Raw genomic sequence first — 23,416 nt, 5'->3', positions numbered from 1 at the left:
CCCCCCCCCCCCCGCGACCGGGGCCACGGCCCGCCGGACGCCACCGTCGGCGGCAGCGCGACGCGCTGACGCCGCGCAGCGCCCGGCGGGTCCCTCAGCCTCAGCGGGTGCGGCGGATCTCCTCGACGAAGCGCACCGAGCGCTCACGCAGCCCGGCGATGCGACGCGCGACGATCTGCTCCCGCAGGACCTCGGCGTCCGAACCCGCCTCGGTGCGCGTGGGCGGGCGCCGCACGTTGCTCGAGCAGGTGAAGTCCGTGCAGATGAGCGTGCCGATCGTGTTGCCGCGCTTGCCGGACGCGCCGCCGCGACGCGCCACGTACATCGAGACGTCGTCCGTGACGACGACGTCCTCGCACCACGCGCAGATGGTGCGACGGCGGACCTTCGGCGGGTCGGCCGCGCGCAGCAGCACGCCGACCGGTCCGTCGTCGAGCTCGACGACGACGTAGGCGGACAGCGGCGCGCGCCGGTCGTGCCACCCGAGGTAGTCGAGGCGGTCCCAGTCGAGGGAGGTCAGGTCGGGCAGGGTGGCGTCGTTCGCCTCACGGCGCGAGGCGTTGACGAACGAGGTGCGCAGCTGCTTCTCGGTCAGGGGGAGCATGGTGGGGTCTCGGTTTCCGTACGTCGGGACCGCCGACCGGTCGCGCGGGCGCGACGGCTCGTCCGGCCCTGGCGGGCACGGGGGAGCGCGGGTGGTGGTCGGCAGGAGGGCGGCGAGAGCGCCGCGACCGGGCCGTCGGGCGTCGCGCGGGTGGCGACGGACCTCGCAGAGCGGGTCGGCAGGGTCCTCAGGCGGCGGTGCGGCGGCAGGGGTCGCCCGAGCAGGCCATGTCGGCCACCTCGGTTCCCGCGGGCTCGTGCCGCATGCTCGCTCCTCGTGCGTCGTCCGGGGTGTCGGCGTCGCGTCGGCAGCCCTCGTTCACCGGTCGCCCACGCTCGCGCCGCATCGAGGGTACGCCCTCGACCGGACGATCGTCAGGACACCGGCCCCGTGAACTTCTCGCCCGGCCCCTCACCCGGGGCGTCCGGGAAGGGCGACGCCTCGCGGAACGCGAGCTGCAGCGAGCGCAGGCCGTCGCGCAGCGAGCGCGCGTGCTGGTTGCCGATGTCGGGCGCCGACGTCGTGACGAGCGCCGCCAGGGCGGTGATGAGCTTGCGCGCCTCGTCGAGGTCCCGGTGCCGCGACCCCGGCCCCTGCGCGTCGTCCTCCGCGAGCCCGCACTTGACGGCGGCGGCGCTCATGAGGTGCACCGCGGCGGCCGTGATGACCTCGACCGCGGCGACGTCGGCGATGTCGCGGACGGCCTGCGTCGTGGGGTCCGTCGGGTCCTGCGGGGTCGTGTCGCTCATGGCCCGATCCTCTCACCGCCCCGGCGCCGTCCTGGCCCGGGACGGCCGACGGCCCCGCACACCGGGTGCGGGGCCGTCGCGACCGGCGGACCGGTCGGCTGCGCGGGGGTCAGGCGACGGGCAGGCTCGCCGTGCCGGGCTCGCCGGTCTCGACCGGGGCGTCGATCGCCGTGAGGCGGCCGCGCAGGGCGGAGCCGAGGTTCGCGTCGACCTGCGTCCAGTACTGGATCGCACGCTCGCGGACGTCGGAGCGCTGGACGCCGCCCACGTGACCCGTGATCGTGTCGAGGAACCGGCCGCGCGCGGCGTCGTCGAAGACCTCGCGGTAGAGCGTGCCCGCCTGCCCGAAGTCGTCGTCCTCGGGGTGCAGCGTCGCCGCCGTGCGCACGAGCGCACCGTCGGACTCCCAGCCGCCCTCACCGGCGCGGGACGCGTCGGCCGCGGGGCCGCCGACGGAGTTGGGCGCGTACACCGGCGTCGTGGCCGACGAGAAGGAGTACCGCGCGGCACCGTCCTGCGAGTAGGAGTGCACAGGCGACTGCGGCGCGTTCACCGGCAGCTGCGCGTGGTTGGTGCCCACCCGGTACCGGTGCGCGTCGGCGTAGGAGAAGATCCGCGCGAGCAGCATCTTGTCGGGGCTGGCCGCGATGCCGGGCACGAAGTTGCTCGGTGCGAACGTCGCCTGCTCGATCTGCGCGAAGTAGTTCTCCGGGTTGCGGTTGAGCTCCATCACGCCGACCTCGATCAGCGGGTAGTCGCCGTGCGGCCACACCTTGGTGAGGTCGAACGGGTTGAAGCGGTACTCCGCGGCCTCCGCGTACGGCATCACCTGGACGCTGAGGGTCCAGCGCGGGAAGTCGCCGGCCTCGATGTGCTCGTGCAGGTCGCGGATGTGGTGGTCGGCGTCGGAGCCGGCCAGCTGCGCGGCGACGTCGGCCGGCATGTTCTCGATGCCCTGCTGGGTCTTGAAGTGGTACTTGACCCAGAAGCGCTCGCCCGCGGCGTTGATCCACTGGTAGGTGTGCGACCCGAAGCCGTCCATGTTGCGCCACGTGGCCGGGATGCCGCGGTCGCCCATGAGCCACGTGACCTGGTGCGCCGACTCGGGCGACAGCGTCCAGAAGTCCCACTGCATGTCGTTGTCGCGCAGGTGCGAGCCGGGCAGACGCTTCTGCGAGTGGATGAAGTCGGGGAACTTGATCCCGTCACGGATGAAGAAGACCGGGGTGTTGTTGCCGACGAGGTCGTAGTTGCCCTCGGACGTGTAGAACTTCAGCGCGAAGCCGCGCGGGTCGCGCCACGTGTCGGGGGAGCCCTGCTCACCGGCGACCGTCGAGAACCGGGCCAGCATGTCGGTGCTCGTGCCCGGCTGGAAGACCGCGGCACGGGTGTAGGCGGAGACGTCGTGCGTCACCGTGAACGTGCCGAACGCACCGCCGCCCTTGGCGTGCACGACGCGCTCGGGCACGCGCTCGCGGTTGAACTGCGCGAGCTTCTCGACCAGGTAGTGGTCGTGCAGGGCGATCGGGCCGTCGGCTCCGACGGACAGGGCGTGCGCGTCGGACGCGACGGGGGCGCCGGAGTTCGTGGTGGTGGCGGGGACGTGGGACAAGGGTGTTCCTCTCGTCGGCCGGGCGGACGGGCCCGGGGGGATCAGGGGTGCCGGTGCGGGCGGTGCGGGGGCTCAGCCGGCGGCGCGGCACGTGGGGCACAGGCCCCAGAAGGTGACCTCGGCCGTCTCGACCGCGAAGCCGGACGTCGAGCTCGGGGTGAGGCAGGGGGCGTGCCCGACGGCGCAGTCGACGTCGTCCACGGCGCCGCAGGCGCGGCACACCACGTGGTGGTGGTTGTCGCCCGTGCGCCGCTCGTACCGGGCGGGGTGCCCGGCCGGCTCGATGCGGCGCAGCAGCCCGGCGTCGGACAGTGCGTGCAGCACGTCGTACACCGCCTGCACGGAGACGGTCGGCACGGCGGTGCGGACCCGCTGGAGCACGGCGTCGGCATCGAGGTGCGCGTGGCCCTCGAGCGCGTCGAGCACGGCGAGCCGGGGAGCGGTGACCCGCAGCCCGTGCTGCCGCAGCAGGTCGGTGTCCGTCATGGCAGCCATCTGAGCACGTTTTCTGGAATCATTCCAGTGTGGTGGTGCAGGGAGCGCCGATCGGCCGCGGGTGCACCCCGTCCGCCGGGTCTGCTAGCCTGGGCTCGACTGATTCGCGCTGTCGCGCGCCCTCGTCCTGTCGCACGGCCTTCCGGGAGCTCTCCGGGTGACCGTGCCGGAGTCAGGGGCACGCGGTGGAGCGGATGCACAAGTGGAGCTCCTCCCACCTGGCCCCGACCGCTCGGCTCGTCCGACGACAGGGAACCAGGTCACGGTCCGCAGGTCGACGGGTTCTCCCGCCGACCGGTCGAGGGTCGCCAGACGACCACCGACGACGGACGGACGAGGCCTCCCCCTGTGCCCAGGGCGGGGGCCTTCCTCGTTCCTGGGGGTCCACCACGACGAACCCGAGGAGCACCACATCAGCGAGCCCCGCATCAACGATCGGATCCGCGTCGCCGAGGTCCGACTCGTCGGACCCAACGGTGAGCAGGTCGGCATCGTGCGCCTGGAGGACGCCCTGCGTCTGGCCCAGGACGCGGACCTCGACCTGGTCGAGGTGGCCCCGACCGCACGTCCTCCCGTGTGCAAGATCATGGACTTCGGCAAGTTCAAGTACGAGGCCGACATGAAGGCGCGTGAGGCCCGGCGGAACCAGGCCAACACGATCCTCAAGGAGATCCGTTTCCGGCTGAAGATCGACCCGCACGACTACGGCACGAAGAAGGGCCATGTCGAGCGGTTCCTCAAGGCCGGCGACAAGGTCAAGGTCATGATCATGTTCCGTGGCCGCGAGCAGTCGCGCCCGGAGATGGGCGTGCGCCTCCTGCAGCGTCTGGCGGCCGACGTCGCCGAGCTCGGCTTCATCGAGAGCATGCCGAAGCAGGACGGCCGCAACATGATCATGGTGCTGGGCCCGACGAAGAAGAAGGCCGAGCAGCGCAACGAGATGCGCCGTGCTGCCTCGCAGAACGACGACGACGCGTCGACGAACGACGAGACCGAGTCGCACGTCGAGCACATCCCGTGGCCCCCGGTGGCCCGCGAGCAGCGGCCCGAGCCCGTGCAGCCCGTCGAGACGCCGGCTGCCGCCGCTCCCGCCGAGCCGACGCGGACGTCCGCGCCCGCGGCGTCCTCGGCACCGCGACGGTCCGGACCGCCCGCGCCCCGCTCGACGTCCTCGGCACCGCGCTCGTCGGCACCCGCTCCGCGGACCTCGTCCGCGCCCCGGACGCCGTCCTCCGCGCCGCGCACGTCGGCACCGTCGCGACCGGCCCCGTCGTCGGCACCCGCCGCGCGACCGGCACCGTCGGCGACCCCGTCGCCCGCGGCCGGCGCCCCGGCGCCGCGTCCTGCGGTGCCGCGCCCCAGCACCCCGCCGAACCCCGCCGCCCGTCCGGGACCCCCGGCAGGCGGGCCGCCCAAGCCCACGCCGCGGCCCGGCCCGCGCGGTGCGGCGGACGGCGAGCAGTCCGGCTGACCTCCGCACCGGCGCGCCCACCCCGCGTCCGGACGACCCACGAGTCGCACGACCGTGCGATGCGAACGACAAGGAGACACGGCAGCCATGCCGAAGAACAAGACGCACTCCGGTGCCAAGAAGCGGTTCCGGGTCACCGGCACCGGCAAGGTCATGCGCGAGCAGGCGGGCGGACGTCACCTCCTCGAGCACAAGTCGAGCCGCCGCACCCGCCGCATCGCCGGCGACGTCGTCGTCTCGCCCGCTGACACCCCCAAGATCAAGAAGCTGCTCGGTCGCTGACCTGATCGGCGCCGCACGGCGCCGACGGAGCGACGAGCCCCGGACTACGCAAGGAGCATCACGTGGCACGCGTGAAGCGGGCGGTCAACGCCCAGAAGAAGCGCCGGACGACCCTCGAGCGGGCGAGCGGCTACCGCGGGCAGCGCTCGCGGCTGTACCGCAAGGCCAAGGAGCAGGTCACCCACTCCCTGGTCTACGCCTACCGCGACCGCAAGGCGCGCAAGGGCGACTTCCGCAAGCTGTGGATCCAGCGGATCAACGCAGCGGCGCGCGAGAACGGCATGACCTACAACCGCCTCATCCAGGGCCTCAAGGCCGCGGGTGTCGAGGTGGACCGTCGCGTCCTGGCCGACATGGCCGTCAACGACGCCGCCGCGTTCACCGCGCTCGTGCAGGTCGCCAAGGCGGCCCTGCCCGAGGACGTCAACGCACCCCGCGCAGCAGCCTGAACCGACGCGTCCCCTCCGAGCCGTCCGCGGCTCGGGGCACGCCGCCGCCGCCCCCGTCGTCCACGTGACGACGGGGGCGTCGTCGTCCCTGCCGGGCCGGGGATGATGGGGGCGTGCCCGACGACCTGCTGACCAACCCCCGTGCCGACCGCGTCAAGGCGGTGCGCGCCCTCGCGAGCCGCAGCGTGCGGCGCCGGTCCGACACGTTCCTCGTGGAGGGCCCGCAGGCGGTGCGCGAGGCCGTGACCGCGCCGGGGCCGCGCGTGCACGACGTCTACGTGACGCCCGACGCCGCGGCCCGGTACGGGGAGATCGTCGACGGCGCGCTGGCCGCAGGGGTCCGCGTCCGCACCGGGACGCCCGAGGTGCTCGACGCGATGAGCCCCGACGCGCAGGGCGGCGTCGCGGTCGTCGAGCGCGTGCACGGGGAGCTCGGGCCGGTGCTCGCGCGCCGGCCGCGGCTCGTCGCCGTGCTCGCGCACGTGCGGGACCCCGGCAACGCCGGCACGGTGCTGCGGGCCGCCGACGCCGCGGGCGCCGACGCGGTGGTCCTCACGGCGAGCAGCGTCGACGTGCACAACCCCAAGTGCGTGCGCGCGACCGCCGGCTCCCTGTTCCACCTGCCCGTGGTGACCGGCCCGGAGCTCCCGGAGGTGGTGGCGGCGCTGCAGGCGGCGGGCGTGCAGGTGCTCGCGGCCGCCGGCGGCGGGACGCACGACCTCGACGACCTGCTCGACGTCGCCGGTGCGGCGCCCGCGGGCGTGCCGGACCTCGCGGCCCCGACCGCGTGGGTGTTCGGCAACGAGGCCTGGGGCCTGCGGGACGAGGACCTGGCGCTGGCCGACGCGGCCGTGCGGGTGCCGCTGCGGGGACGGGCCGAGTCGCTCAACCTGGCGACCGCGGCCGCCGTGTGCCTGTACGCGTCCGGCCGCGCCCAGCGCTGAGGGGGCCCGACCTGGCAGGCTGACGACCATGCGCCTGTTCGCCGCGGTGTGGCCCCCCGACGACGTGCTCGACCACCTCGACCTCGCGCTCGCCGTCGTGCGGCGCGGGTCGCCGTCGCAGGACGACGGCGTGCGCTGGTCAGCGCGGGACACCTGGCACCTCACCGCGGCGTTCTACGGCAGCGTCCCCGACGCCGTGACCGACGCGCTCGGCGCCGACCTGGCGCAGGCCGCGGCGGAGGTCGAGCCGTTCGACCTGCAGCTGCGCGGTGCGGGGGTCTTCGCGCACCGCACCCTGTGGGTCGGTACGGGCGGTGACGTCGCGACGATGGTCGGGCTCGCCGGTGCGGCTCGGGCCGTCGGCGAGGCGCACGGCGCACCGTCGGACCCGCGCGTGCGGCACCGGCCCCACCTCACGGTGGGCCGTGCACGGCCGGGCGCGCGGCCACCGCGTCGCGGCTCGCGCGCGACCGCGTCCGGGGGCCGGACCGGTGCGGCCGGACCGGGCCGCGTGCCCGGCGGCGACCGGCGGGAGCTCGACCCCGCCGAGGTCTTCGAGCAGGCGCTCGCGGTGTACGAGGGGCCGACGTGGCGCGTGGACGCCCTGGCCCTGGTCGTGTCCCGTCCCGGGGAGGGGCGTGGCGGCGGTCCGCTGTACGCCACCGTCGCGACGTACGCCCTCGGACGGTGAGGTGCGCGTGTGGCAGCATGGCGCCATGCGCTCCCTGCTCGCCGTCACCGGCGGTGGTCACCGATTTCGCCGGCCCGTCCCGGGCCGCGCGGACCGCGCACGCGCACGCTGACCAGCGTGCCTGAGACGTCGCCGCACCGCGGGACGGCCCGACGGCCCCGGGACGGGCGCCACTAGACTTCCCAGCCGGCCGACGTGCGTCCCCGAGCTCCGTGGGGCGCGGCGCGGCCGTCGCCGAACCGCCCTGGAAGGTCCTGATGACCAGCGACACCCCGCTGTCCCCGCTCGACGCCGCCGGCGTCGCGGCCGCCGTCGACGCCGCGCTCGCGGACGTCGCCGCTGCCGGCGACCTCGACGCCCTGAAGTCCGCGCGCCTCGCGCACACCGGTGACGCGAGCCCGCTCGCGCTCGCGAACCGCGCGATCGGCGGACTGCCCGGCCCCGACAAGGCGGTCGCGGGCAGGCTCGTCGGCCAGGCGCGCGGCCGCGTGAACGCCGCCGTCGCGGCCCGCACCGCGCAGCTCGAGGCCGAGCGCGACGCGCGCGTCCTCGTCGAGGAGTCCGTGGACGTCACGCTGCCGTCCGACCGGCTCCCGCTGGGGGCCCGGCACCCGCTGTCGACGCTCTCGGAGCGCATCGCCGACGTGTTCGTCGCGATGGGCTGGGAGATCGCCGAGGGCCCCGAGCTCGAGGCCGAGTGGTTCAACTTCGACGCCCTGAACTTCGGTGTCGACCACCCGGCGCGGCAGATGCAGGACACCTTCTTCGTCGCGCCGGCGAGCCCGGACGTCGCGCAGGACGCCTCGGGCCTGGTGCTGCGGACGCACACGTCGCCCGTGCAGGCGCGCACGCTCCTCGAGCGCGGCGTCCCGGTGTACATCGCGTGCCCCGGCAAGGTGTTCCGCACCGACGCGCTGGACGCGACGCACACGCCGGTCTTCCACCAGGTCGAGGGCCTGGCCATCGACGAGGGCCTGACGATGGCGCACCTCAAGGGCACGCTCGACCACTTCGCGCGGTCGATGTTCGGGCCCGAGGCGCGCACGCGCCTGCGTCCGTCGTTCTTCCCCTTCACCGAGCCCTCGGCGGAGATGGACCTGTGGTTCCCGCAGAAGAAGGGCGGGCCCGGCTGGATCGAGTGGGGAGGCTGCGGCATGGTCAACCCGAACGTCCTGCGCGCCTGCGGCGTGGACCCCGACGTGTACTCCGGGTACGCGTTCGGCATGGGCATCGAGCGCACGCTCATGCTCCGGCACGGCATCGCCGACATGCGCGACATGGTCGAGGGCGACGTGCGCTTCTCCGAGCAGTTCCGGACGGTGGTCTGACATGCCTCGTATCCCCCTGACGTGGCTCGGCGAGCACGTCGAGCTCCCCGCCGACCTCACGGCCGAGCAGCTGGCCGCCGACCTCGTGCGCGTCGGGCTGGAGGAGGAGGAGATCCACACCTCCGGCGTGACCGGCCCGCTCGTGGTCGGGCAGGTCGTCGAGCTGACGCCCGAGCCGCAGAAGAACGGCAAGACCATCAACTGGTGCCGCGTCGACGTCGGCGGGCACAACGACCTCGACGACGCCGGCGAGCCGACGGTGCCGCGGGGAATCGTGTGCGGCGCGCACAACTTCGGCGTCGGTGACCGCGTCGTCGTCGCGCTGCCGGGCGCGGTGCTGCCCGGCCCGTTCCCCATCGCGGCGCGCAAGACGTACGGCCACGTGTCGGACGGCATGATCTGCTCGGCGCGCGAGCTCGGGCTCGGCGAGGACCACGCGGGCATCATCGTGCTGTCCCGCCTCGGCTACGGCGAGGACGTCACGGCGCCCGGGACGGACGCGCTGCGCCTGCTCGGCCTCGCGGACGAGGTGCTCGAGATCAACGTCACGCCCGACCGCGGGTACTGCTTCTCGATGCGCGGCGTCGCGCGGGAGTACGCGCACTCGACCGGTGCCCGCTTCACCGACGCCGGTCTCGAGACTCCGGACGTGCTGCGCGAGCGGCCGGCCGGGTTCGCCGTCGAGATCGACGACGACGAGGGCATCCACGGCGTGCCCGGGTGTGACCGCTTCGTCGCGCAGGTCGTGCGCGGCGTGCGTGCGTCCGGGCCGTCGCCGGCCTGGATGCAGCGGCGGCTCACGCAGGCCGGCATGCGCCCCATCAGCCTCGCGGTCGACGTGACCAACTACGTCATGCTGGACCTCGGCCAGCCGATGCACGCGTACGACCTCGGCGCCCTCACCGCGCCGGTCGTCGTCCGGCGTGCGCGACCGGGGGAGCGCGTCACGACCCTCGACGACGTCGAGCGTCGCCTCGACCCGCAGGACCTGCTCATCACCGACTCGACCGGAGGGCGCGGCGAGCGCGTGCTCGGCATCGCCGGCGTCATGGGCGGGGCCGACTCCGAGGTGGGGGACGCGACCACCGACCTGCTGCTGGAGGCCGCGCACTTCGACCCGGTGAGCGTGGCGCGGTCCTCGCGGCGCCACCGGCTGACGTCGGAGGCGTCCAAGCGGTTCGAGCGTGGCGTCGACCCGCGGCTCGCCCGCGTGGCCGTCGCGCGTGCGGCAGCGCTGCTCGTCGAGCACGGCGGCGGGTCGGTCGAGGACGCGCTGACGGACGTCGACCGCACGCGCCCGCCGGCGCCCGTGCCGTTCGACCCCGCGCAGGCCGCACGGCTGGTCGGCGTGCCGTACACGGACGACGAGGTGCGCACGACCCTCACCGAGATCGGGTGCGGGATCGACGACGCCGACGTGCCGTGGCAGGTGCACGTGCCGTCGTGGCGCCCCGACCTGACCGCGGGCGTGGACCTCGTCGAGGAGGTCGCGCGCCTGCGCGGCTACGACGCGATCCCGTCGGTCGTGCCGGCCGCGCCCACCGGGCGCGGTCTGACCCGTGGGCAGCGGCTGCGGCGCGCGGTGGCCGACACGCTGGCCGCCGGTGGCCTCGTCGAGGTGCTGAGCTACCCGTTCGTCGGTTCCGACCAGCTGGACGCCCTCGGGCTGCGGGACGACGACGAGCGCCGCCGCGCGGTGCGGCTGGTCAACCCGCTCGCGGACGGTCAGCCGCTCCTGCGCACCGACCTGCTGGTGACGCTGCTCGACACCGCGCGCCGCAACGTCGCGCGCGGCAACGCGGACCTCGGCCTGTACGAGATGGGCCTCGTCACGCTGCCGGGTGCCGGAGCGCAGCCCGCGCCGCGGCTCCCGGGCGGGGTGCGGCCGAGCGACGAGCAGCTCGCGACGCTCGAGCGGGCCGTGCCCGCGCAGCCGCTGCACGTCGCCGGCGTGCTCACGGGGCTCGTGGAGCCGGCCGGTCGGGGCGGTGCCGGGCGCCGGGCTGACCTCGACGACGTGCTCGCGCACGTCCGCCGGGTCGCGCAGGTCGTGGGCGTCGAGGTGGCGGCCACGGCGGACCGGGAGCGGGCGCCGTTCCACCCCGGGCGGTGCGCGCGGCTGGTCGCCGCATCGGGAAGCGTCGTCGGGCACGCGGGCGAGCTGCACCCGCACGTGGTCGCCGCGCTCGACCTGCCGGCGCGGGCCGTCGCGTTCGAGCTCGACCTCACGGCGCTGCTCGCGGCGTCCGACGACGAGCCCGTCACGGCCGTGCCGGTGTCGACGTTCCCGGTCGCCAAGGAGGACGTCGCGCTCGTCGTGGCGGACGACGTGCCCGCCGCCGACGTGCTGACCGCCGTCCGCGCGGGAGCCGTCGCGAGCGTCGCGGGCGACGTCCTGGAGGACGTGCACCTGTTCGACGTGTACACGGGCGACCAGGTCGGGGCCGGGCGCAAGTCGCTGGCCTTCGCGCTGCGGCTGCGCGCGGCCGACCGGACCCTCACGGCGGCCGAGACCGCTGCGGTGCGCGACGCGGTCGTCGCCGAGGCGCACGCCCGCGTGGGTGCGACGCTGCGCGCCTGACGGTCCACGACGCGGGTCGCGGGGGCGTCCCCGCGGCCCGCGTCGTGCTGTGCAGGACGGCGGAACCCCGACGGGTCGTCCGGCAGGGGCTGGGAGCGCGGCAGCCGCAGCGGAACCCGGACGATACGGGCGTCCTCGGGTGAGTTCACCAGATAGTTACTAGCGGGTAGTTGCGGCGAATCGGGTGAACCACGCATGGTGAGGTCGGTCGTCCAGGTGACGGCCGACCTGCCTGCGCGACGGGGCGTGCGCCACGCCCACCCCCTCGTGCCCGACGGAGGGGACCCCCGTGCACGCACGACCTCGAACGGCCACCGGCGCGCTCACCGCGCTCGCCCTCATGCTCACCGGCGGTGCCGCCACGGCGGGCGCCGCGCACGCGGCCGTGACGCCCGACGCGCCGCTGCTGGTCAACGAGGTCTACGGGGGCGGCGGCAACGCGGGTGCGCCGTTCGACCGGGACTTCGTGGAGCTGCACAACCCCGGCACGGCGCCCGTCGACCTTGCGGGCTACTCGTTGCAGTACGCGTCCGTGGGCGGTGCGTCGTGGCAGGTGACGCCGCTGAGCGGCAGCGTCCCCGCGGGTGCGACGTTCGTCGTGGGGCAGGCGTTCGGCAGCAACACCGGCGCGCCCGACGTGCCGGTCGACCTCGAGGGCACCGGCGTCGCGATGAGTGGCACCAACGGCAAGGTCGCGCTCGTGCAGGGCGGTACCGCTCTGACGTGCAGCACCGGCTGCGCGGGCGTCGACGCCGTCGTCGACCTCGTGGGCTGGGGGCCGACCGCGACGTCGTACGCCGGCTCCGGGCCTGCTCCTGCCACCACCAACGCGACCTCGGTCGCCCGCGACGCCGACCACACCCACACCGCGGACAACGCCGCCGACTTCACCGCGGGGGCACCGACGCCGATGCCGTCGGGCGTCGAGCCCGAGGAGCCCGGCGACCCGGTGGACGCGACGATCGCCGAGGTGCAGGGCACCGGTGACGCCTCGCCGCTGGTCGGTACCACCGTGACGACCTCGGGCGTCGTCACGGCGTCCTACCCGACGGGCGGCCTGGACGGCTACGTGCTCCAGACGCCCGGCTCCGGTGGTGGCGACCCCGCCGCGCGGACCGGCTCCGACGCCGTCTTCGTGTACTCGCCGTCGACGGTCGGGCAGGTGACGACCGGTCAGCACGTGCAGGTCACGGGTGTCGTCGCCGAGTTCAACGGCCTGACGCAGGTCACCGTCGCGTCCGGCGGCGTCGAGGTCCTGGCCGCGGCGGACGTACCGACCGCCGTCAGCGGCGCCTGGCCGGCGGACGCCGCGGCGCGCGAGGCGCTCGAGTCGATGCTGTTCGTGCCGACGGGCGACCTGACCGTCGCCGACACCTACAGCACGAACCAGTACGGCGAGGTCGCCCTGGCGACCGGGACGACCCCGCTGCTGCAGCCCACCGAGGTGGGACGTCCCGGGTCCCCGGAGGCCGCCGCGGCCGCCGCCGACAACGCCGCCCGCAAGGTGGTCCTCGACGACGGTGCGACCACGAACTTCCTCGGCAGCGGCAACGGCGGCCTCACGCCGCCGTACGTGTCGCTCGAGAACCCCGTGCGCGTCGGGGCCGCGGTGCAGGTCATGGAGCCGCTCGTCGTCGACTACCGCAACAGCGCCTGGAAGCTGAGCCCGACGGCGCGCGTCGTCGCGGGCGGACCGGCTCCGGTGACGTTCGAGAACGACCGCACCGTGGCTCCCGAGCCCGTCGGCGGCGACCTGTCCGTCGCGTCGTTCAACGTCCTCAACTACTTCACGACGCTGGGCGACGAGGACGGCTCCTGCGTCGCCTACACGGACCCGAGCGGTGAGCCGGTGACGGTCCGCGAGGGCTGCGACCAGCGCGGCGCGTGGGACGGCGACGACCTGGCACGTCAGCAGGCCAAGATCGTCGCGGCGATCACGGCGCTCGACGCCGACGTCGTCGGGCTGCTGGAGATCGAGAACTCGGCGCGTGTCGACGGCGTGCCCGACGAGGCGCTCGCGACCCTCGTCGACGCGCTGAACGCCGCTGCCGGCGCCGGCACGTGGGCGTACGTGCCCTCGTCGCAGGAGCTGCCGCCCGCGGCCGAGCAGGACGTCATCACCAACGCGATCATCTACCGGCCCGCCGCCGTGGCTCCCTCGGGACCGTCGCGCGCGCTGGGTGACCAGAGCGGTGACGACCAGGCGTTCGGCAACGCGCGCGAGCCCATCGGCCAGGTGTTCGCGCCCGCCGACGGGGGCGAGCCGTTCCTCGTGGTCGTGAACCACCTCAAGTCCAAGGGCTCGGCCGGTCCGTGGCCGGGCGACGGCGACGCGGGCGACGGGCAGGGCGCGTCGAACGAGTCGCGCGTGCGTCAGACGACCGCCCTGCGCGACTGGGTGCCCACCGTGCAGGGTGAGGCGCAGGCGGTCGCGCTGGTCGGCGACTTCAACGCGTACACGCGTGAGGACCCGCTGCAGGTGCTGTACGACGCGGGGTACGTGGACGCGGTCGCGGCGCTCGCGCCTGGGCAGTACAGCTACTCGTTCGGCGGTCTGTCGGGCTCGCTCGACCACGTGCTGCTCAACGAGGCGGCCGCCGCGCGCGCGACCGGCGCCGACGTCTGGGAGATCAACGCCGAGGAGTCGATCGCGCTCGAGTACAGCCGGTACGGCTACCACGGCACGTCCTTCCACGCGCCGGACCCGTACCGCTCGTCGGACCACGACCCCGTCGTCGTCGGCCTGGCCGCCGGCGACGCGAACGAGGGGCCCGTCGACCTGACGTTCCTCAACATCAACGACTTCCACGGCCGCATCGACGCCAACACCGTGAGGTTCGCGGGGACGGTCGAGCAGCAGCGGGCGGCGGCCGAGGGCCCCGTGGCCTTCCTGTCGGCCGGCGACAACATCGGCGCCTCGCTCTTCGCGTCCTCGGTGCAGCAGGACCAGCCGACCATCGACGTGCTGAACGCGCTCGGCCTGGCGGCCTCGGCGGTCGGCAACCACGAGCTCGACAAGGGGTACGACGACCTCGTCGACCGGGTGATCGCCGGCGGCACGAACGCGGCCTTCGCGTACCTGGGGGCCAACGTCTACCTGGACGGCACCACGACGCCCGCGCTCGACGAGTACGCGCTGATCGACATGGACGGCGTGACGGTCGGCGTGATCGGCGCCGTCACGCAGGAGACGCCGACGCTCGTCACCCCGGGGGGCATCGCGGGCCTCGACTTCGGCGACCCGGTCGAGGCGGTCAACCGCGTGGCCGCGCAGCTGACCGACGGCGACGCGTCCAACGGCGAGGCCGACGTGATCGTGGCCGAGTACCACGAGGGTGCGGGGGCCGGCACGCCGGACGGCGCGACGCTGGAGGACGAGCTCGCCGCGGGCGGCGCGTTCGCCGACATCGTGACGCAGACGGACACCGCGGTGGACGTCGTCCTGACGGGCCACACGCACAAGCAGTACGCGTGGTTCGGTCCGGTGGGCGACGGCGACGCGACGCGGCCCGTCCTGCAGACCGGGTCGTACGGTGAGCTCCTCGGCAAGGTCGTCCTGACGTACGACCGGACGACCGACGAGGTCACCGCCGCGACGGCCGAGAACGTCGCGCGCACCACGACCCCCGACGCCGACCTCGTGGCGGCCTACCCGCGCGTCGCCGCGGTGGCGGACATCGTCGCCGACGCGCTCGCGTACGCCGACGAGGTCGGCTCCGAGCCGGTCGGCTCGGTGACGGCGGACATCACCACGGCGTTCAGCGGTGGTTCCTACGTCGACGGGGTGTACGTCGGGTCGGCACCGGGCACCACCACGGGACGCGACGACCGCAGCCGCGAGTCGACGCTCGGCGGGCTCGTCGCCGACGCGCTGCTCGACACGCTGGCCGCACCCGAGCGTGGCGGCGCGCAGATCGGCGTCGTCAACCCCGGAGGCATGCGTGCCGAGCTGATCCACGCACCGGACGGCACGATCACCTACGCCGAGGCGAACGCGGTGCTGCCGTTCGTCAACAACCTCTGGACGACCACGCTCACGGGCGCCCAGGTGGTCACCATGCTCGAGCAGCAGTGGCAGACCAACGCGGACGGCACGATCCCGAGCCGCCCGTACCTGCAGCTCGGCCTGTCGGACAACGTGACCTACACCTACGACGCGTCGCGCGACCTCGGCGACAGGATCACGTCGGTCACGGTCGACGGCGCGCCCATCGACAGGGGCGCCGACTACCGCATCGGGACGTTCTCGTTCCTCGCGCAGGGCGGGGACAACTTCCGGGTCCTCACGGAGGGCCGGGGGACGGCCGACTCGGGTCTCATCGACCGCGACGCCTGGATCGCGTACCTCGAGGCGCACCCGGGTCTGTCGCCCGACTTCGGCGAGCGGGCCGTGGCGGTCCCCGAGCTCGCGCCCGTCGCGGCGGGCGGGGAGCTGACCTTCACGGTCGGCGGCCTCAACCTGACGAGCCTCGGCGCCCCCGAGAACACGCAGGTGGAGGTGCGCCTCGGCGACGAGGTGCTCGGCACCTTCCCGCTCGTGCGGGGCGAGACCGGCCCCGACGCCTCCGCGCAGGTCACGGTCACGCTGCCGGGGGACCTGGCGCCCGGTGAGCACGTCCTGACCGTCGTGGCGACGCCCAGCGGGACCGTCGCGAGCGTGCCGTTCACGGTCGAGGACGGCCTGGCGACCTCGGCCACGGCGCTCTCGGCGTCGCCGGCCACGCAGGTGTTCGGCACCCGGGGGACGCGGGTCCGGCTCACGGCGGTCGTGACGTCCGAGGGGCCGGTCACCGGGCCCGTCCGGTTCGTGGCGGGCGACGACGTGCTCGGGACGTCGACGCTGCGCGACGGGCGCGCGGTGCTGACGCTGCCGGCGCGGACACCGGCGGGCACCTACGAGGTCGTGGCCGTGTACGCCGGGACCGACGCGGTCGCGGGCTCGCAGTCGGCGCCCGTCACCGTGACGGTGGCGCGGGCGACGAGCAGCACGTCGCTGGCCGTCGTGCAGTCGCCGCTCCCGCGGCTGCTCCCGTCGGCGTGGGTCGCCACCGTGGGCCTCGAGACGCGCGCCCTGCCCGCGGGCACGGTCGAGCTGCGCGAGGGCGACCGCGTCGTGTCCCGGGCGCGCGTCGTCCTCGGCCTCGCGATCGGGACGGTGCCGCGTGACCTCGGTCCGGGCAGCCACCGCCTGGCCGCGGTGTTCGTGCCCGACGACGCGGCGGACGTCGCGGGCAGCGCGAGCGCCACGGTGAGCGTCCGCGGCTGACCGGGCTCGCCGGACCACCCGCCGCGTGCGGGTGGTCCGGCGGCCCTCGGCGCGCGGGCAGGGACCCGGCCCGGCCGCTCAGGTCAGGGCCGGCTCCCGCAGCAGCCTGAGCAGCTGGTCCCCGACGCGTGCGGTCTCGCGCAGGTACGGGGTGTCGGAGAGCACGAAGTGCGTCACGCCGAGGTCGCGGTACCGCTGCAGCGCGGCGGCCACCTCCGCGGCGGAGCCGACCAGCCAGGTCGTCCCCGCCCCGCCACCGCCGTAGCGCCCCGGCGCGGTGTACAGGCAGGAGTCGAGGACGTCGCCGCGTCCTGCCAGGTCGAGCAGGCGCTGCTGCCCGACGGCGCGACGGCGCAGGGGGTCGGCCGGTCGCGTGCCCAGCCCCTCGGCCATGCGCGCGACCTTCTCCTGCGCGTCGTGCCACGCCTCCTCGCCGGTGTCACGCACGAGCGTCGTGACCCGCAGGCCGAACTCGAGCGGCGCGTGGCGTCGTCCGACCTCGTCGCTGAGCGCTCGCAGGCGCGCGATCCGCTCGGCGACCCCGTCGAGCGGCTCGCCCCAGAAGAGCTGCACGTCGGCCTCGGCGGCGGCCACGCGCTCGGCCGCGGGCGACGCGCCGCCGAAGTACAGGCGGGGGTGCGGCCGGTCCGGTCCGGTCACGGGGCGCGGTGCGAGGGTCGAGTCGTCGACCCGGTAGTGCTCACCGTGGAACGTGACGTGCTCCTGCGTCCACAGGCGCCGGACGAGGTCGAGGAACTCCCGGGTGCGGGCGTACCGCTGCGCCTGGTCCCCGGCCGTGTCGCCGTACTGCGCGACGCCGTCGTGCCCGCTGACGACGTTGACGAGCAGCCGGCCGCCGGACAGCCGGTCCAGGGTCGCGGCCGCGCTCGCGAAGTGGGCGGGCTGCCAGTAGCCGGGCCGGACGGCCACGAGTGGCTGGAAGGTCGTCGTCCGGGCGGCGAGCGCGGTGGCGACGGTGAACGTGTCGGGCCGTCCCCACCCGGTCCCGATGAGGGCGCCGTCCCACCCGTGCGCCTCGGCGGCGCGCGCCAGCTCGGTCGACAGGTCGAGCGACCCCCAGCCGTCGGCCGTGTCGTCACCGCGGTGGCCGGGCTCGACGGTGTTGGGGATGTACCAGAGGAAGTGCGTGCTCATGGGGGCTCCTTGTGCCGGTGTGCCTCCCTGAGACGATAAACGGACAAGAACGATCGGGATAAGCCGGTGCCCACGTCGTGGTCATCCGACGCGGGTCCGGCCCCCGCGGTGTCAGACGTAGTCGTGGTACGCGGGCAGGTCCAGCACGCCGTTGCCGGACAGGCCGACGAGGATCGTCTCGTCCGTCGTCGCGGCCCGCGCGTGCGCGAGCGCAGCCGCGAGGGCGTGCGTCGACTCGGGTGCCGGGATGATGCCCTCGGCCCGGGCGAACTCGATGCCGGCGGCGAAGGCGGCGTCCTGCTCGACCGCGACGGCGTCCATGAGCCCCAGCGCGTAGGCGTGCGAGACCATCGGCGCCATGCCGTGGTAGCGCAGCCCGCCCGCGTGGATGGGCGGCGGCACGAAGTCCTTGCCCAGCGTGTGCATCTTGAGCAGCGGCGTCAGGCCCGCGACGTCGCCGAAGTCGTACCGGTACTCGCCCTGGGTCATCGACGGGCAGGCCGCCGGCTCGCAGGCCACGACGCGCGTCGTCGCCCCGTCGCGCAGGTTGCGGCCGAGGAACGGGAAGCTCAGGCCCGCGAGGTTCGACCCACCGCCCGCGCACCCGAACACGATGTCGGCGGTCTCACCCAGCTCGTCGAGCTGCGCGAGTGCCTCCTGCCCGATGACGCTCTGGTGGAGCAGCACGTGGTTGAGCACCGAGCCCAGCGCGTAGTGCGCCTTCGGGTCGTTCGCCGCGACCTCGACGGCCTCGCTGATCGCCATGCCCAGCGAGCCCGTCGTCGTGGGGTCGGCCGCGAGCATCGCGCGGCCCGCCTCGGTGAGGTCCGAGGGCGACGGGTGACAGGTCGCGCCGTACGTCTCCATCTGCATGCGCCGGTAGGGCTTGCCGTCGTAGGACGCGCGGACCTGCCAGACCTCGCACCCGAGGCCGAGCAGCGCGCAGGCCATCGACAGCGAGGCGCCCCACTGCCCGGCGCCCGTCTCGGTCGTCAGCCGGGTGATGCCCTCCACGGCGTTGTAGTACGCCTGCGCGACGGCCGTGTTCGGCTTGTGCGAGCCGGCGGGGGAGCCGCCCTCGTACTTGTAGTAGATCTTCGCGGGCGTCCCCAGCGCGCGTTCCAGGCGCCGTGCGCGCAGCAGCGGTGCCGGACGCCACAGGGCGTAGATCTCCCGGACCGTCTGGGGGATCTCCACCCACCGCTCGGTCGAGACCTCCTGCGCGATGAGCGCCATCGGGAACAGCGGCGCCAGGTCGTCGGGCGTCAGCGGCTCACGCGTGCCCGGGTGCAGCGCCGGCGGGCACGGCTCGGGCAGGTCGGCCGCGAGGTTGTACCAGTGGGTCGGGACGGCGGACGGGACCACGGTGCCGACCGGGTCGGTCAGGGGTGCGGGTCGGGTCGTGCCGGGGGAGGTGGACATCTCGCCTCGCAGGTTCGGGCGCGTGGGCGCGCGGGATCGGAGCCGGCCCGTCCGCGCAGTCCCGCCGTCGACGACCCGCACCGGGAGCGTAGCCCGCCAGGCGGTCGCTCCGGTGGCCGACGGGGCCTGCCGCCGGCGGGCCGCACGGTCTAGGGTCGACGCGAGACACGGGGTGCCCTGTACCGAGCAGGGCTGAGATCACACCCGTCGAACCTGATCTCGTTCGTACGAGCGAAGGGATGTCCGCCATGACGTCTGTCCTCCCGTCCCCGCACGACACCGAGCCCCCGCAGCCCGAGCCCCCGCAGCCCGTGCCCGCGGAGCGCGGCGGTGGCCCGACGAGCCGCGTCGGCAGCCGCGTGCGGGTCCTGTCGGTGGCGGGCACCGACCCGACGGGGGGCGCAGGCGTCCACGCCGACCTCAAGTCGTTCGCGGCGCACGGCGCGTACGGCATGGCCGTCGTGACCGCGCTCGTCGCGCAGAACACCCAGGGCGTGCGGGCGGTCCACGTGCCCGACGTCGCCTTCCTGCGTGCCCAGCTCGAGGCCGTGAGCGACGACGTGACGGTCGACGCCGTGAAGATCGGCATGCTCGGCACACGTGCGGTGGCGGACGAGGTCGCCGCGTGGCTGGCGTGCACACGACCTCCGGTGGTCGTGCTCGACCCCGTCATGGTCGCGACCAGCGGGGACCGCCTGCTCGATGTCGACGCGCAGGACGCCGTGCGCCGGCTGGTCGCGCAGGCGGACCTCGTGACCCCCAACCTCCCGGAGCTGGGCGTGCTGCTGGGTGAGTCCACCGCGACCACGTGGGCGGACGCGGTGCGCCAGGCCCGCCGGCTCGCGACCGCCGCGCACGTCACCGTGCTGCTCAAGGGCGGCCACCTCGCGGGGGACGCGAGCCCGGACGCCGTGGTCGACGCGACCACGGTGACCGAGCTCGACGCGGTCCGCGTGAGCACCACGAGCACGCACGGCACGGGCTGCTCGCTCTCGGCGGCCGTCGCGGCCCTGCGGCCCCGCCGTCCCGACTGGGTGACCGCGGTCCGCGAGGCGAAGGAGTGGCTCACCGGCGCGATCGCCGCGGGCGAGGCGCTCGCGGTCGGGTCGGGCCGCGGGCCCGTCGACCACCTCCACCACGCACCCACCCTGGGCGCGCCGCCGTTCAGCGCCGACGCGTGGGACCGCGTCGCGGACCTGCGGGCCGCGTGCGACGACCTGCCGTTCGTGCGCGGGCTCGCCGACGGGTCGCTGCCCGTCGAGGAGTTCGAGCAGTACCTCCACCAGGACGCCCTCTACCTCGCCCAGTACTCGCGCGTGCTCGCACGGGCGAGCCAGCTGGCCCCGGACGCGGCGGCCCAGGTGTTCTTCGCGCAGGGCGCGGCCCGCTGCCTGGACGTCGAGACCCGTCTGCACGCCGAGCGTCTGGCCCGCGCCGGTGCGCGCTGGTCCGGACCCGCGAGCCGGGTGACCACGGCCTACACCGGCCACCTGCTCGCGGTGGCCGCGACGGGCTCCTACGCCGAGGTGGTCGCGGCCGTCCTGCCCTGCTACTGGCTGTACGCCGACATCGGCGCACGGATCCTCGCGCGCGCCGGCGACCTGGCCGCACACCCGTACGGCGACTGGGTCGGCACGTACGGCGACCCCGCCTTCGCCGCCGCGTCGGCCCGGGCGTGCGCGCTCGCGGACGCCGCCGCGTGCGAGGTCGGCGCGGCGACGCGTGCCCGCATGCTCGCGGCCTTCGTCACGTCGAGCGCCCACGAGCTCGCGTTCTTCGACCAGACGAGCGCACGGCGGGTCGCCTCCGGGTCGACGCGCGTCCTGGTGGGCGGGTTCAGGGACGTCGGGTGACCCGGATCCCGCCCTCGACCGACGGCATGGGGCGCCCGGCGCGCGCGGTCGTGGCAGGGTGCAGGACGTGCCTCCCCTAACACCGCGGCCGCCGTGGGCCGACGTGCGTGCCGTCGTCTTCGACGTGGGCGAGACGCTCGTCGACGAGACACGCACGTGGGTCCAGGCCGCCCACGAGGTAGGGGTCGCGCCGTCGGTGCTCCTGGCCGTGCTCGGTGCGCTCACCGAGCGCGACGAGCCGCACCACCGCGTGTGGCAGATGCTCGGCGTCGAGCCGCCCACGACACCCTCGGAGATCCGCGCCGACGACCTGTACCCCGACGCGCTGCCCACCCTCGGGGCCCTGCGGGCGGCCGGCTACGTCGTGGCGGTGGCGGGGAACCAGCCGGCCCGGGCCGAGCACCAGCTCCGTGCCGCCGGTGTCGAGGCCGACCTCGTAGCGACCTCGGCGCGCTGGGGCGTCGCCAAGCCGTCCCGCGAGTTCTTCGCGCGCGTGGTGACGGACCTCGGCCTGCCGGCTGCCGACGTGCTGTACGTCGGCGACCGGCTCGACAACGACGTCCTGCCGGCCCGCGCAGCGGGTCTGCGCACCGCGTTCGTGCGGCGCGGGCCGTGGGGCTACGTGCACGCCCGCCGTCCGGAGGCGGCGCTCGCGGACGTGCGCGTCGACTCGCTGCGCGAGCTGGCCGCCCTCGTGCTCGGCGTCCTGTGACGAGCGCCCCTGCCCGGCCGGCAGTTCCGGCACGGCGAGCGCCACGGTGCGCGCGGCGCGATCGCTCAGCACGACCCGTCGGTGCACACCTCACCGCTCGGGACCGTGACCAGCGGGTTGGCCTCCCGCCAGCCGGCCTCGAGCAGCTGCGCGAAGACCTCGGCCGGCTGTGCCCCTGACACGGCGTACTTCCGGTCGACGACGAAGAACGGCACACCCGTCACACCGATCGAGCGTGCGGCCACCAGGTCGTCGCGGACCGCATCGGCGGTGTCGTCGTCGGCCAGCGCCGCCGCGACGCGTGCGTCGTCCCAGCCGTGCGCGGCGAACCCGGCCTGCGCGGCGAGCGCCACGAGCGCGCCCTCGGCGCCGAGGTCGACGCCCTGCTCGAAGTGCGCCGAGAACAGCGTCTCCATGGTCGCCTCGACGAGCGGCGACCCGCCCGCCTCGCGTGCGAGGTGCAGGAGCCGGTGGGCGTCGAACGTGTTGAACGCCAGGGTCCGCGCGAAGTCGTACCGCAGGCCGTCACCGGCGGCGACCGTCGTGACGTGCGCGAACATCTGCTCCACCTGCTCGCGCGGCAGCCCCTTCATCTCGGCGAGCGCGTCGATCTCCGGGCGCCCGGGGCCCGTCGGCGTCTCGGGGGAGAGCTGGTAGGAGCGCCAGACGACGTCGACGTGGTCGCGGTGCGGGAAGTCGCGCAGCGCGGCGGCGAACCGGCGCTTGCCGATGTAGCACCAGGGGCACGCGACGTCGGACCAGATCTCGACGGTCACGGTGCGGGGTGGTGCGGCGAAGGTCGGGACGGCGGGGTTCACGGGAGCAGGAGCACCTTTCCGGTGGTGGCGCGCCCCTCGAGGGCGCGGTGGGCGTCGGCCGCGTCGGCCAGCGGGAACGTCGCGCCGACGCGCACGTCGAGCGCGCCGGCGACGACGGCGTCGAAGAGCTCGGTCGCACGCCACAGCAGCTCGTCGCGCGTGGCGGTGTAGTCGCCGAGGGTGGGGCGCGTGACGTACAGCGACCCGGCGGAGTTGAGGCGCTGCAGGTCGAAGGGGGGCACCTGCCCCGAGGAGGCGCCGAACAGCACGAGGGTCCCGCGCCGGGCGAGCGACGCGAGCGACGCGTCGAAGGTGTCCTTGCCGACGCCGTCGTAGACGACGTCGACGCCCCGGCCGCCGGTGAGCTCGCGCACGAGCGCGGGCAGCTCGTCGGCGAGGTCCGACAGCTCGCGGTAGCGCACGACGTCGGCGGCGCCCGCCGCACGGGCCAGGTGCTCCTTGTCGGCCGACCCCACGGTGGAGATCACGCGCGCGCCGCGTGCGGCGGCCAGCTGCGTGACGAGCAGGCCGACGCCGCCCGCACCGGCGTGCAGCAGCACGTCGTGCCCCGCGGCGAGGGTGAACGTCGAGGCGACGAGGTAGTGCGCCGTCATGCCCTGCATGGGCAGGGCCGCCGCGGTGGCGTCGTCGACGCCCGCCGGCACGGGCAGGGTCTCGGACTCCCGCACGGCGACCAGCTCGGCGTAGGAGCCGGGCGCGGAGGACCACGCGACGCGGTCGCCCGGCGCCAGGGTCGTCACGTCGGACCCGGTCTCGACGACCTCACCCGCGCCCTCGGATCCCACCACGTGCGGGAACGGCATACGGTAGATGCCGCGACGCCGGTAGGTGTCGATGAAGTTCACGCCCGCCGCGGCCACGCGCACGACGACCTCGTCGGGTGCGGGTCGGGGGTCGGGGACGTCGGTGACCTGGAGGACCTCCGGGCCGCCGGCCCCGGTCGCGATGACAGCGCGCATGCCT

General features: G+C 74.8%; 18 protein-coding genes and 1 riboswitch. Of the genes, 10 read left to right on the top strand and 8 right to left on the bottom strand.

Annotated elements, in window-relative coordinates:
* Positions 1–100 precede the first annotated feature (100 nt).
* The 4 genes from H9657_RS14465 to H9657_RS14450 form a co-directional block, all read right to left on the bottom strand.
* Entirely contained in the window at positions 101–604 is a 504-nt protein-coding gene (locus tag H9657_RS14465; protein ID WP_191784127.1) for an FBP domain-containing protein, read from the bottom strand.
* Between the two features lie 374 nt (positions 605–978).
* Positions 979–1,353, bottom strand: a complete 375-nt coding sequence (locus H9657_RS14460) for a DUF1844 domain-containing protein (protein WP_191784126.1) — start codon at positions 1,351–1,353, stop codon at positions 979–981.
* Between the two features lie 109 nt (positions 1,354–1,462).
* Positions 1,463–2,965: a catalase gene (locus H9657_RS14455; RefSeq protein ID WP_191784125.1), complete on the bottom strand. Its 1,503-nt coding sequence runs from the start codon at positions 2,963–2,965 to the stop codon at positions 1,463–1,465.
* A 72-nt stretch (positions 2,966–3,037) separates the two neighbouring features.
* Positions 3,038–3,451, bottom strand: coding sequence for a Fur family transcriptional regulator (locus H9657_RS14450; protein ID WP_318241531.1), 414 nt, complete (start codon positions 3,449–3,451; stop codon positions 3,038–3,040).
* Between the two features lie 355 nt (positions 3,452–3,806).
* Between H9657_RS14450 and infC the strand changes: the two genes are divergently transcribed.
* The 8 genes from infC (at position 3,807) to H9657_RS14410 (ending at position 16,472) form a co-directional block, all read left to right on the top strand.
* Positions 3,807–4,931: a translation initiation factor IF-3 gene (gene infC, locus H9657_RS14445; RefSeq protein ID WP_404813168.1), complete on the top strand. Its 1,125-nt coding sequence runs from the start codon at positions 3,807–3,809 to the stop codon at positions 4,929–4,931.
* Between the two features lie 87 nt (positions 4,932–5,018).
* Entirely contained in the window at positions 5,019–5,213 is a 195-nt protein-coding gene (gene rpmI, locus H9657_RS14440; RefSeq protein WP_046528208.1) for a 50S ribosomal protein L35, read from the top strand.
* Between the two features lie 62 nt (positions 5,214–5,275).
* Positions 5,276–5,662: a 50S ribosomal protein L20 gene (gene rplT / locus H9657_RS14435; protein WP_191784123.1), complete on the top strand. Its 387-nt coding sequence runs from the start codon at positions 5,276–5,278 to the stop codon at positions 5,660–5,662.
* Positions 5,663–5,775: 113 nt separating this feature from the next.
* Entirely contained in the window at positions 5,776–6,606 is an 831-nt protein-coding gene (locus tag H9657_RS14430) for a TrmH family RNA methyltransferase (protein ID WP_318241520.1), read from the top strand.
* A gap of 28 nt (positions 6,607–6,634) precedes the next feature.
* Entirely contained in the window at positions 6,635–7,297 is a 663-nt protein-coding gene (thpR, locus tag H9657_RS14425; RefSeq protein ID WP_191784122.1) for an RNA 2',3'-cyclic phosphodiesterase, read from the top strand.
* 257 nt (positions 7,298–7,554) lie between these two features.
* Positions 7,555–8,625, top strand: a complete 1,071-nt coding sequence (gene pheS / locus H9657_RS14420) for a phenylalanine--tRNA ligase subunit alpha (protein WP_191784121.1) — start codon at positions 7,555–7,557, stop codon at positions 8,623–8,625.
* 1 nt (position 8,626) lies between these two features.
* Entirely contained in the window at positions 8,627–11,206 is a 2,580-nt protein-coding gene (gene pheT / locus H9657_RS14415; protein WP_191784120.1) for a phenylalanine--tRNA ligase subunit beta, read from the top strand.
* 289 nt (positions 11,207–11,495) lie between these two features.
* Positions 11,496–16,472, top strand: a complete 4,977-nt coding sequence (locus H9657_RS14410; RefSeq protein ID WP_318241519.1) for an ExeM/NucH family extracellular endonuclease — start codon at positions 11,496–11,498, stop codon at positions 16,470–16,472.
* Between the two features lie 78 nt (positions 16,473–16,550).
* Here H9657_RS14410 and H9657_RS14405 read toward each other — a convergent pair whose 3' ends face one another.
* A complete protein-coding gene (locus tag H9657_RS14405) occupies positions 16,551–17,627 on the bottom strand; it encodes an LLM class flavin-dependent oxidoreductase (RefSeq protein WP_191784119.1) in 1,077 nt (358 codons plus the stop codon).
* 111 nt (positions 17,628–17,738) lie between these two features.
* Entirely contained in the window at positions 17,739–19,049 is a 1,311-nt protein-coding gene (locus H9657_RS14400) for a TrpB-like pyridoxal phosphate-dependent enzyme (protein ID WP_191784118.1), read from the bottom strand.
* A 158-nt stretch (positions 19,050–19,207) separates the two neighbouring features.
* Positions 19,208–19,306, top strand: a riboswitch (TPP riboswitch).
* Here H9657_RS14400 and thiD point away from each other — a divergent pair.
* Complete coding sequence (gene thiD / locus H9657_RS14395) at positions 19,298–20,902, top strand: bifunctional hydroxymethylpyrimidine kinase/phosphomethylpyrimidine kinase (protein WP_191784117.1); 1,605 nt, start codon at positions 19,298–19,300, stop codon at positions 20,900–20,902. Its footprint overlaps the riboswitch before it by 9 nt.
* Before the next feature lie 67 nt (positions 20,903–20,969).
* On the top strand, positions 20,970–21,614 hold the full coding sequence (locus H9657_RS14390; protein WP_191784116.1) for an HAD family hydrolase: 645 nt from the start codon (positions 20,970–20,972) through the stop codon (positions 21,612–21,614).
* A 65-nt stretch (positions 21,615–21,679) separates the two neighbouring features.
* Here H9657_RS14390 and H9657_RS14385 read toward each other — a convergent pair whose 3' ends face one another.
* Positions 21,680–22,432 carry a DsbA family oxidoreductase gene (locus H9657_RS14385; RefSeq protein ID WP_318241518.1) on the bottom strand — a complete coding sequence of 251 codons (753 nt, stop codon included), beginning with the start codon at positions 22,430–22,432 and terminating at the stop codon, positions 21,680–21,682.
* Complete coding sequence (locus tag H9657_RS14380; RefSeq protein ID WP_191784115.1) at positions 22,429–23,412, bottom strand: quinone oxidoreductase family protein; 984 nt, start codon at positions 23,410–23,412, stop codon at positions 22,429–22,431. The genes H9657_RS14385 and H9657_RS14380 overlap by 4 nt, the downstream gene beginning before the upstream one ends.
* Between the last annotated feature and the right edge of the window lie 4 nt (positions 23,413–23,416).

Origin of the sequence: Cellulomonas avistercoris (assembly GCF_014836445.1) — a bacterium.
Taxonomy (GTDB): domain Bacteria; phylum Actinomycetota; class Actinomycetes; order Actinomycetales; family Cellulomonadaceae; genus Cellulomonas; species Cellulomonas avistercoris.
The sequence above is the reverse complement of the archived record's forward strand: the minus strand, read 5'-3'. Positions and strand labels throughout refer to the sequence as shown.

What these genes read in the sequence shown, in the direction of transcription:
- H9657_RS14465 (WP_191784127.1), bottom strand. Translation starts at nt 604, where the DNA reads ATGCTCCCCCTGACCGAGAAGCAGCTGCGCACCTCGTTCGTCAACGCC.
- H9657_RS14460 (WP_191784126.1), bottom strand. Translation starts at nt 1,353, where the DNA reads ATGAGCGACACGACCCCGCAGGACCCGACGGACCCCACGACGCAGGCC.
- H9657_RS14450 (WP_318241531.1), bottom strand. Translation starts at nt 3,451, where the DNA reads ATGACGGACACCGACCTGCTGCGGCAGCACGGGCTGCGGGTCACCGCT.
- rpmI (WP_046528208.1), top strand. Translation starts at nt 5,019, where the DNA reads ATGCCGAAGAACAAGACGCACTCCGGTGCCAAGAAGCGGTTCCGGGTC.
- thpR (WP_191784122.1), top strand. Translation starts at nt 6,635, where the DNA reads ATGCGCCTGTTCGCCGCGGTGTGGCCCCCCGACGACGTGCTCGACCAC.
- pheS (WP_191784121.1), top strand. Translation starts at nt 7,555, where the DNA reads ATGACCAGCGACACCCCGCTGTCCCCGCTCGACGCCGCCGGCGTCGCG.
- pheT (WP_191784120.1), top strand. Translation starts at nt 8,627, where the DNA reads ATGCCTCGTATCCCCCTGACGTGGCTCGGCGAGCACGTCGAGCTCCCC.
- H9657_RS14405 (WP_191784119.1), bottom strand. Translation starts at nt 17,627, where the DNA reads ATGAGCACGCACTTCCTCTGGTACATCCCCAACACCGTCGAGCCCGGC.
- H9657_RS14400 (WP_191784118.1), bottom strand. Translation starts at nt 19,049, where the DNA reads ATGTCCACCTCCCCCGGCACGACCCGACCCGCACCCCTGACCGACCCG.
- thiD (WP_191784117.1), top strand. Translation starts at nt 19,298, where the DNA reads ATGACGTCTGTCCTCCCGTCCCCGCACGACACCGAGCCCCCGCAGCCC.
- H9657_RS14380 (WP_191784115.1), bottom strand. Translation starts at nt 23,412, where the DNA reads ATGCGCGCTGTCATCGCGACCGGGGCCGGCGGCCCGGAGGTCCTCCAG.